Origin of the sequence: Nostoc sp. EspVER01 (assembly GCF_034530635.1) — a bacterium.
GTDB lineage: Bacteria > Cyanobacteriota > Cyanobacteriia > Cyanobacteriales > Nostocaceae > Nostoc.
Window position 1 is genome coordinate 1 of the sequence record NZ_JAVRCS010000078.1, and the last position, 6,629, is coordinate 6,629.

8 protein-coding genes and 1 pseudogene are annotated in these 6,629 nt (G+C 42.3%); 4 read left to right on the top strand and 5 right to left on the bottom strand.

Going from position 1 to position 6,629, the window contains the following annotated elements:
* Nucleotides 1-34 precede the first annotated feature (34 nt).
* Nucleotides 35-748, bottom strand: a complete 714-nt coding sequence (locus RMX69_RS29295) for a hypothetical protein (RefSeq protein ID WP_322639530.1) — start codon at nucleotides 746-748, stop codon at nucleotides 35-37.
* Nucleotides 749-776: 28 nt separating this feature from the next.
* Here RMX69_RS29295 and RMX69_RS29300 point away from each other — a divergent pair, with 28 nt between their 5' ends.
* Nucleotides 777-938: a hypothetical protein gene (locus tag RMX69_RS29300; protein WP_322639531.1), complete on the top strand. Its 162-nt coding sequence runs from the start codon at nucleotides 777-779 to the stop codon at nucleotides 936-938.
* On the opposite strand, the gene RMX69_RS29305 is transcribed toward RMX69_RS29300, so the two are convergent.
* Complete coding sequence (locus tag RMX69_RS29305) at nucleotides 902-1,426, bottom strand: isochorismatase family cysteine hydrolase (protein ID WP_322639532.1); 525 nt, start codon at nucleotides 1,424-1,426, stop codon at nucleotides 902-904. The two genes, RMX69_RS29300 and RMX69_RS29305, sit on opposite strands and share 37 nt — an antisense overlap.
* Before the next feature lie 210 nt (nucleotides 1,427-1,636).
* Between RMX69_RS29305 and RMX69_RS29310 the strand changes: the two genes are divergently transcribed.
* Nucleotides 1,637-1,876, top strand: a complete 240-nt coding sequence (locus RMX69_RS29310; RefSeq protein WP_163939136.1) for a hypothetical protein — start codon at nucleotides 1,637-1,639, stop codon at nucleotides 1,874-1,876.
* A pseudogene (locus RMX69_RS29315) lies at nucleotides 1,873-2,330 on the top strand (HNH endonuclease). Before RMX69_RS29310 ends, RMX69_RS29315 begins: the two are co-directional and overlap by 4 nt.
* Before the next feature lie 77 nt (nucleotides 2,331-2,407).
* On the opposite strand, the gene fghA reads toward RMX69_RS29315, so the two are convergent.
* The 3 genes from fghA to RMX69_RS29330 all read right to left on the bottom strand — a co-directional run bounded on the left by fghA (nucleotide 2,408) and on the right by RMX69_RS29330 (nucleotide 5,810).
* On the bottom strand, nucleotides 2,408-3,271 hold the full coding sequence (gene fghA / locus RMX69_RS29320; RefSeq protein ID WP_322639533.1) for an S-formylglutathione hydrolase: 864 nt from the start codon (nucleotides 3,269-3,271) through the stop codon (nucleotides 2,408-2,410).
* Between the two features lie 300 nt (nucleotides 3,272-3,571).
* Nucleotides 3,572-4,753 (bottom strand): low temperature requirement protein A, encoded by a 1,182-nt coding sequence (locus tag RMX69_RS29325; protein WP_322639534.1) that lies wholly within the window; start codon nucleotides 4,751-4,753, stop codon nucleotides 3,572-3,574.
* A gap of 532 nt (nucleotides 4,754-5,285) precedes the next feature.
* Nucleotides 5,286-5,810 carry a thermonuclease family protein gene (locus tag RMX69_RS29330; RefSeq protein WP_322639535.1) on the bottom strand — a complete coding sequence of 175 codons (525 nt, stop codon included), beginning with the start codon at nucleotides 5,808-5,810 and terminating at the stop codon, nucleotides 5,286-5,288.
* Between the two features lie 216 nt (nucleotides 5,811-6,026).
* On the opposite strand from RMX69_RS29330, the gene RMX69_RS29335 reads away from it, so the two are divergent.
* On the top strand, nucleotides 6,027-6,332 hold the full coding sequence (locus tag RMX69_RS29335; RefSeq protein ID WP_322639536.1) for an HNH endonuclease: 306 nt from the start codon (nucleotides 6,027-6,029) through the stop codon (nucleotides 6,330-6,332).
* The last annotated feature ends 297 nt before the right edge of the window (nucleotides 6,333-6,629 follow it).

Below are 6,629 nucleotides of genomic sequence, written 5' to 3' on the forward strand. Positions count from 1 at the left end.
GGACATATTCCTTATCATTTCTTTTGTGACAGTTTCAGGTGCGGAATGTAGGTTCTAACAATGCTTGCCACCAAAGAGTCTCATGGATTTTGGCATCAACATCATACCAAATTGCTACAGGAGTGTGAGTAAAAGCTTCTACAACCATCAGCATCTTTCCTGCTAATGCTGCACCTGTTGTTTCTTGCAGTTGTCCGAAGTGTTTTTTCATCGCTTCGAGTGTTGAGGCATCCCCAATCCAGATGGCAGTAAATCTTTGTGCTACTGATGACCAAGGTGGGGCTAATTCTCTTGCGCTTCTTTTCGCTGATAACCGCTCTATCACTTGCTCAAACAACTTACCAAATAAATGAGCAGGCAAATTATTAAGCCTTTGAGACAACGCTTGTTTACTGACTTTCGTTGCTTCCACCCACATTAATCCTTCTATTTCTAGCGATCGCAATACATCCGTGAGATGTTGTACTTGTCGATACACTAGACTCAACACGATTGCTGCCATTACTGGCAGGGTCAGTATTCGTGAACGCAAGCTCCGTTCTTTGTCTTTTACCCCTTTGAGGTTTGTAAATGTACCTGGACTGATGAGTTCAAACAGACGTGATTCTATCTCTTTACTGGCTGGGGCTGGTACGCTGACTCGATGGCGAAAATCTGGATTCCCTTGTTTTTTGCGTGGTTTGCTCATGGCTTTTTCAATACCCTTGTGTTGACTTTTACCATTGATTTGCCCACTCTTGACAACCATCCATTTTTCTTAACTTGACACCAATGAAGTGACAGTAACCTATCAACAGCTAGAACCATCAGCACCCCCAAAAACACCAGAAGAATTGGGATGGCCAGCAGGATTTTTTGAACAAACTTACGGCAGTTGTCAAGATGATCCAATTGTGATTGATTATGACATCTTCTCAATCACCTCATCACTCATCTGAATTTGGTTTTTTCCGATATTACGTTTGAGTAAGAAAATACCTGCATCATGCGCTTGCTGACCACCAGCACTAAAGCAAGCATCCTCGATAATTACTGGTTCAATACCGCGCTCAAAAGAGTCAATTGCTGTCTTGAAAATACAGCTATCAGTTTCAACTCCACAAAGATATATTTTGCTGATTTGATTAATCAAAATAAAACTCGAAAAAATTTCCGTAAATGCAGAGTAATAAGGTTTATCAAAAATATTATGTATATATGGCTGAAGTTCATCAACAATACTCGTTTCTGGTTCATGTATTAAGCTTGACCAATGAATTAGCTTTACATAATTACTGTCAGCAGTATTGATAAATTTTGTAAATACAACGAGTTTACCAGCCTCTAAAAAACGCTCAATTAGTTTAATAACAGTAGGAATAATATGTCTGCATTTATCAGGCATAAAACCATTTTGCATATCTACTACAAGAAGGATTTCGCTCATTTGTGCCAGAATTTATTTAAATTAAGAGTTAAGACATTAAATAAAGCAATATTATAAAATATGACATCCGCGATTTTGAGCCTCTTCCTTGGGGAAAAAGACAAGTCTACCGCATTACCTTTTATCAACTGGCATTCAAAATAAAGCAGGTAAGGAAGATTCGCTGTTAAAATACCACCAGTCCGCTAAATTAAACGAGACATACAGCTTATGATTACTCAAATGATGGTTCAACCCTCATTCTGGGTAGATTCTGGAATCAAACTCAGTAAAGTTAGGGACATACATTTGTTTAAATTTACTGAAGAATTACAGTCTCGACTCGAAGAATTATCTGAGAAAAAGAAAGCTGGATTGCTAACCACAGAAGAAGATGCTGAATTGGCAGGCATATTGGAACTAGATAGAATTTTTACCTTGCTTAATGCCAAAATCATTTCTGAATCATGACAGTTAATGATGCAACCAAAAAATTAGTTAGACAAAGAGCAAAATTTCTTTGTGAATACTGTCATTCTTCAGAAGAAGCAAGTGCTGCTCTATTTTCTATTGACCATATCGTACCCCAGTCTCTTAAAGGTTCGGATGACCCTGATAACCTAGCGTTAGCTTGTCAGCGTTGTAACGGATATCGCTACAATTTCACTACTGGAATTGATCCAGATACAGGACAGATGCTACCTCTGTTTAATCCACGTCAGCAAAAGTGGTCAGATCACTTTATTTGGTCAGCAGATGGTCTAACAATTATTGGCATTAGTTCTGTAGGACGAGCTACAAGAATCGTTTAGACCTCAATGATGAACGTCATAATGAAGGCTCTATTGTCAAAGCTCGTCGTCTTTGGATTAAAGGTGGTTGGCATCCACCGGATGAAGACCCACGACAAATAAAAGAGTTTTGATTTGCAATTATTTCTTTAACTGTAGAAGTGCATCACTCAAGCATGGCGTAGTCCATCGCCTAAGAGCAATCGATTTCTCATGAGTGATTGCCGAGTTTTTTAAAAGCGCTCGCATGGTAGCGGATATGATCTTCAATAAAACTGGCGATGAAATAATAACTGTGGTCATAGCCTTCTTGGTAACGCAAGTTTAGCGGCTGGTTAACATCTGTACAAACCTGCTTAAAGACCTCTGGCAGTAATTGTTTAGCTAAAAATTGATCGCAAGTGCCTTGATCGATAAGAATTGAACTGTGATAACCTACTTGCTTGACTAATTCACTAGCATCATAAGCACGCCAATTTTCTTGATTGCTGCCAAGATAACCACCCAAAGCCTTTTGACCCCAAGGACAACGCATAGGTGCAGTAATCGGTGCAAAGGCTGATACTGATTTGTAGAGTTCTGGGTTTCTCATTGCACAGACAAGTGCCCCATGTCCGCCCATTGAATGACCGAAAATGCCTTGTTTATCAGGTTGGGTGGGGAAATTTGCAGTAATTAAAGCAGGTAATTCCTGGACGATATAACTATACATTTGGTAGTTTTGATGCCACGGTTCTTCTGTAGCATCAACATAAAAACCTGCACCACTGCCAAAGTCCCAGTCATCATCCTCACCTGCAATGCCAGTATTACGCGGACTGGTATCTGGTGCAACCAATATCAAACCGTACTCAGCAGCAAAGCGCTGCACTCCTCCCGCCTTCGCCATAAAATTCTCTTCCGTGCAAGTTAATCCAGAGAGAAAATAGAGAATCGGTACAGGACTTCGAGTTGCTTGTGGTGGTTGATAGATGGTAAAGCGCATTTCAGTGTTACAGGTGGAGGAGTGATGACTGTAGAAACCGAGTTTGCCACCAAAGCTTTTATATTCTGAAATGAGGTTGAGGTTAGCCATTAATTATATTCTTTTTCCTGAGCGGCTGCGGAGAATGGTTATTTTAGCGTAGTAGTTCGCTTTCGTCACGAAAGCGGGGAGAACGGGAATGGGGAAGGTGGGGTCCCAAGAAGGGGATAAGGGGCGGGATGCCAGTAGCAGTTTTGATTTCATTGATAGGCAACAAATAAGGTATCCCCACTCAATCAGCCCTCCTATCCCCCGTCACCGCCAATTGGAGTACCAATGTGGCGGGAGTACCCCGGAGGTTTAGATGGATACATCGCAGTGGCGCACAGATATGCGCCACTACGCTAAAAGCTAGATTTCTGGGTCAACCAAGCGGGTAGTGGGACGGCTCTGATACAAATCTTGAACGACTTGGACAGCAGAAACTACAGCTACAAGGCTAATGACTGCAACAGGTAACAAACCTTTCCCTAAAATGGCGATCGCTAGCAGCAGGACTGCACCCGCAAGTCGATACTGGGAACGGATTTTGCAATAACGGATCACCCCAAATCTATGGAGAATACTGACAGCTAGAGAGCATAATGCTACTGAACCACAGATGAGCCATCGCTGGGAATCGGGTAGTGCTAAAGTTGGCTTACTCAACAAGATTTGTTCTACACCGACTCCAGCAGCAGTAATCCCAATCACTAGCGGTAAATGGGTGTAAAGCCAGAGATTAACAACACCAACTTTTCCATGTGTCCGCGCCATCTCAATAGGTTTACCACCCAGGTTATCAAAATAAACCCACCACCAACTAAAGGCGATAATTAGACCAAACACGGCGGAAATTACGGTCAAAACATCCCATTTCTGCTCAGAGACACCATTGACTACTGCAATGATTGCTTCACCCAAAACAATAATGGTGAATAGCCCGAAACGCTCCGGTAAGTGCGAGGCGTGGGGGAGTAACCCGATCTGAAACTTACGTCCTGTTAGGGGTGTAGCAAAGTCAATAACAATTCCCAGCGTCCAAAATCCGAACCGCCAAGGAATGGGTACAGATGCTGATATTAACCACAGCAAAGCTGCGATCGCAAAACCAATAGCGTAGCGAGTAGTTAAAGGACGTGCAAAGGGGATATGTCTTCCAGCACGGACGTACTCTATTACAAGCACAGCTCGACCAAGAGCATAGGAAATGGCAAAACCAGGGGAACTCTCATCCAAACCGTGGTGGATGTTAATAGCCATCGCTGCTGCTGTCAGCATTTGTAAACCAATCAGCAGTCTATGTCCCACATCATCGCTGTCAAAGCGGTTGGCATAGAATGTAGTGCCAATCCATGACCACCAAACTGGTATAAATAGAACTACAAACCCAAATAATCCTGATAGAGAAATATCCTCGTTGAGATTGTGGGCGAGTTGAGAAATTGCAACGACAAAAACCAAATCATAAAACAGTTCTAGCCAAGTGGCACGTCGTTCTTCTTCAGTGTCTTCACCAATGCGTAACCTTGGCGGTTGGAGAAAATTTGCCATAGTGCTAATTGCGAATCGCTAATTGATTTTTACCATTAGCTGTAAGCAATTGGCTATCTAGAACATCTACATGGCAGCATTGTTACAAGGCTTAGATCCTTGACTTTTAAAGAATTCAGGAATCTTGTTGTTTGCTTATTATGCAACAAACGCGATCGCATTCTGCTTTCCAAAGTTGGAAATGTAATTTCCGCCAAATTTACCTTGGAATGAGGAAAAACGTTTTCTTTTGGGCATTGTGAATCCCGCAGACTTTGAAAAAGCCGTTGTCATTGCCGCAAAGCTATGTTCAATTTGTGACAAGTTAAGCAAAAACAGAATTTGTCAAGAGGAGGTAGGGAAAGTGCTATTGTTTTACGCTGAACGAGCGATCGCTATTTCCCAAGCTTCCTTATTCACAAGTCTCAAATACTCATTAATGGAGTTTTAATAGCCATTCGCGATCGCCATTTTTTAGAAGTTGCGCTCACTCTTATATTAGCTGGTGTGAAAAAATCTTCTTAGCACTCAATTTGAAATTTGAAAGCTGATTTTATTTGACCTGACTCCACACTCCAGTTTTAGAAGCGATCGCTAATCCCTGAGCATTCTCGAAAGCTATTTGATTCGGGCATTCCACCCCGCCAAGTTGCGTTTTAGCCAAGCCGCTTTTGAGCAATTCTTCCTGAAAACTAATCTCAGCCTCACCCTGTCCGTGAGCCATCACCTCTGCAATAGTGCGCCCATCGCTGTCTTTTGCGACTGGAACGATCATCAGTTGATTATCGGCAGCAGCAATGAGTTTGAGTAGTTTATCTTTTGCTTCATTGCTCAATGCTTGTGCTGGCACTTCACCTTGTTTCACTTCCGGGGCATCAATTCCACAAAGCTCAACTGACATTTGGCTGCCATCGGTTTGGCCGACTGTAATGCTGTCCCCATCTGCCACTTGAGTAGCTATCCATTCTTCGGTAAGCCCGATGGATGGCTGCTTAGTTCTTTGGAAAATCGAGATAGCGCTGATGGTAGCTCCAGCGATCGCAGTTAAGATTATGGAAGTTCTCCACAATGACTTCATGTTCCTAGCTCTGTTGTCACAATATAAGAAGCTACAATTTTAACCGCAGTCAACTATCTACGCCTCACAACAACAACGGTATTGGATCTTAAAGCTAGAAGAATATTTATGTTCATTGGCAAAAGATTCTTGTAGCAACAATACTTTTAACTTAGCCGATTTTAAGATAAGCTTTGTTGATTGATAAATCACTATAGATTGCAAAAATACATCGTCATGAGTCAGGGTCTATATCCAGACAATTGGAAAGAAATTGCGACAGCGCTAAAAGCTGACTGTGATTGGCGTTGTACTAAATGTGGTAAGGTCTGCTTACGTCCTGGGGAAAAACCACCTGATTGGACAAAATCTCAGCGCAAAGCTTATACACTTCAGGTACATCACTGGAATTGTGACCCTGGTGACAATCGGCTGGAGAACTTGACTTGCTTGTGCAGTGGCTGTCACCTTTACTACCATCGATTTGGACGCGGGAATATTTCTCCGGGACAGTTGTCACTGTTTGCCGAAAGGAAGTGTTAGCTAAAATTTAGCGATTTCAGGCGTGAGCGCTCAGTGAACTACCTACACTGACCTTACGGTACAGTGTGGGCTTCCTGCCCAGCAGAAAGCGCAGTAGTAGAATGCTCCTAAGAGTGAGACGTGGGGCTTCTTGCTGCTTAAGCTAAAACTTGCTTTTGTTGTTGCGATCGCTTCTAGGGAGTACTTTGTGTCATTGCTCAACTCAGGCAATTTTTTGTTACAGTCTGCTAAAGCTAGATTTTAAACCCACATTCCGCACCTAAAAGTGGCACACAGAGAAAGCAGTAAGTAAAACAA

Bases quoted from the DNA above. Each gene is read 5' to 3' on its own strand.
- RMX69_RS29295 (WP_322639530.1), bottom strand. From the start codon at position 748: ATGGTTGTCAAGAGTGGGCAAATCAATGGTAAAAGTCAACACAAGGGT.
- RMX69_RS29335 (WP_322639536.1), top strand. From the start codon at position 6,027: ATGAGTCAGGGTCTATATCCAGACAATTGGAAAGAAATTGCGACAGCG.
- RMX69_RS29305 (WP_322639532.1), bottom strand. From the start codon at position 1,426: ATGAGCGAAATCCTTCTTGTAGTAGATATGCAAAATGGTTTTATGCCT.
- RMX69_RS29325 (WP_322639534.1), bottom strand. From the start codon at position 4,753: ATGGCAAATTTTCTCCAACCGCCAAGGTTACGCATTGGTGAAGACACT.
- RMX69_RS29330 (WP_322639535.1), bottom strand. From the start codon at position 5,810: ATGAAGTCATTGTGGAGAACTTCCATAATCTTAACTGCGATCGCTGGA.
- fghA (WP_322639533.1), bottom strand. From the start codon at position 3,271: ATGGCTAACCTCAACCTCATTTCAGAATATAAAAGCTTTGGTGGCAAA.
- RMX69_RS29310 (WP_163939136.1), top strand. From the start codon at position 1,637: ATGATTACTCAAATGATGGTTCAACCCTCATTCTGGGTAGATTCTGGA.